This is a genomic window from Ochrobactrum sp. BTU2, assembly GCF_024539785.1.
In the GTDB taxonomy this organism is placed as follows: Bacteria; Pseudomonadota; Alphaproteobacteria; order Rhizobiales; family Rhizobiaceae; genus Brucella; species Brucella anthropi.
Genome location: NZ_JAHWRG010000078.1, coordinates 1 through 1,356, shown reverse-complemented (window position 1 = coordinate 1,356; position 1,356 = coordinate 1). Strand labels below are relative to the sequence as shown.

Here is a 1,356-nt window from a genome sequence, read left to right as displayed (position 1 = left end):
GAAGAGGCGTGGCAAGGCAGGTGTAGCATGAGGACCACCGCCGCCATACACGTTGCGAAAAAGCAGCTGGACCTTGACGACGATACCTATCGCGCGATCTGCATTCGTGTCACCGGCAAGCATTCGTCTGCGGCCATGACTGAAGGCGAGCGGCTGAAGTTGATTGATGAGTTTCGTCGCCAGGGCTTCAAACCCGCTTCAAAGGGGTCTCGAAAGCGCCTTGAAGGCAAGTTCGCCGGAAAGCTCCAGGCGCTCTGGATCGCAGGCTGGAACCTTGGAGTTTTCGATAACCCTGCCGATGAAGCTTTGCTGGCCTTCGTGAAGCGCCAGACGAAAATCGATCATGTTCGTTTCGTTCATGATTGGGCTGATGCGCGCATAGCGATCGAGAGCATCAAGAAGTGGATCGAACGCGAAGTCGGGCCGGTCTGGCTAGAAGATATGTTTATGCAGGGCTGGAGGCGCGCAGACGGAGCGAAGGTGGCCTCTGCGCAATGGAGCGTTCTTTCGCAGCAAGGCAGACTGCCGGAACCGGGAAGCTTCACCCGCTATGTTCGGGCTGTTCTAAGTCTGGATGACCAGTTCGATTTTGAAGAGCTAGAGCCGCAGCACTGGCAGCCGGTCATGAATGCGCTTGGCGCAGAAATCAGAAAAGTGGCGCGGCCGTGATTTTCACGATCCGCGCCATATCAAAAATGATATCAATTCGCCGGGAGAAATCCGGGCGGGCGGCGCGGCTATTTAATGAAGCCGTAGGTCTTTGCGATGTTCTTGATGGACGCACATTGCGCAGTCTTCTCGGAGCCTGTCATCGTTTGCATCTGATCTTTTCGGGTGCGCGTCCACAGTCCCAAAGTTCCGGGAAAACTAGTCACGTCACTTGGAACAATTTCGGTGACGTACTTTTGTATCGCATCTTGGTCGTAACTCAGACCGCAAGCTTCTTCAGCGGCAAGAACAGTACCGAGGTCGTTAGCGACTTTCTGTTCGTCAAAATTTGCGGACGAGGCAATCGCGCTGCTCGCCAAAAGTACCAATCCGGCCAATGCCAGTTTCATATCAACCCCCTGAAATTTCCTCCAATAAAGCGCGCCATGCGTGTTTTGGCAATGGTGAGGGCATGATGATGGTTCAGCAATCCGCACCTCTGGTTAATCTTCCTTTGTTTATCGCGCCGGAATTGGCCGAGATCGAACGGCTCCAGATAGAGCGTAACACCTTGCAGCAGCGTATCCATGCGCTCCGGCCACACTGCCATAAGCGTGTCGAGCTGGAAGCACGCTTGCGCGTCATTACCGCGCAACAACTGGCGCTTTCCGCAGAGATCGGGAGGCAGCATTGAAGGATCATCGACTT

3 protein-coding genes are annotated in these 1,356 nt (G+C 54.6%); 1 reads left to right on the top strand and 2 read right to left on the bottom strand.

Annotated features, from left to right (window positions below):
* Positions 1-27 precede the first annotated feature (27 nt).
* Positions 28-669, top strand: a complete 642-nt coding sequence (locus KWJ32_RS28060) for a regulatory protein GemA (protein ID WP_256886624.1) — start codon at positions 28-30, stop codon at positions 667-669.
* Between the two features lie 68 nt (positions 670-737).
* Here the strand turns inward: KWJ32_RS28060 and KWJ32_RS28055 are convergent, their stop codons facing one another.
* Both KWJ32_RS28055 and KWJ32_RS28050 read right to left on the bottom strand, forming a co-directional pair.
* Positions 738-1,058: a signal recognition particle gene (locus KWJ32_RS28055; RefSeq protein ID WP_171380729.1), complete on the bottom strand. Its 321-nt coding sequence runs from the start codon at positions 1,056-1,058 to the stop codon at positions 738-740.
* The coding region (locus KWJ32_RS28050) for a hypothetical protein (protein WP_256886623.1) at positions 1,055-1,356 on the bottom strand (302 nt) is incomplete at its 5' end. The genes KWJ32_RS28050 and KWJ32_RS28055, both read right to left, overlap by 4 nt.

What these genes read in the sequence shown, in the direction of transcription:
- KWJ32_RS28060 (WP_256886624.1), top strand. Translation starts at nt 28, where the DNA reads ATGAGGACCACCGCCGCCATACACGTTGCGAAAAAGCAGCTGGACCTT.
- KWJ32_RS28055 (WP_171380729.1), bottom strand. Translation starts at nt 1,058, where the DNA reads ATGAAACTGGCATTGGCCGGATTGGTACTTTTGGCGAGCAGCGCGATT.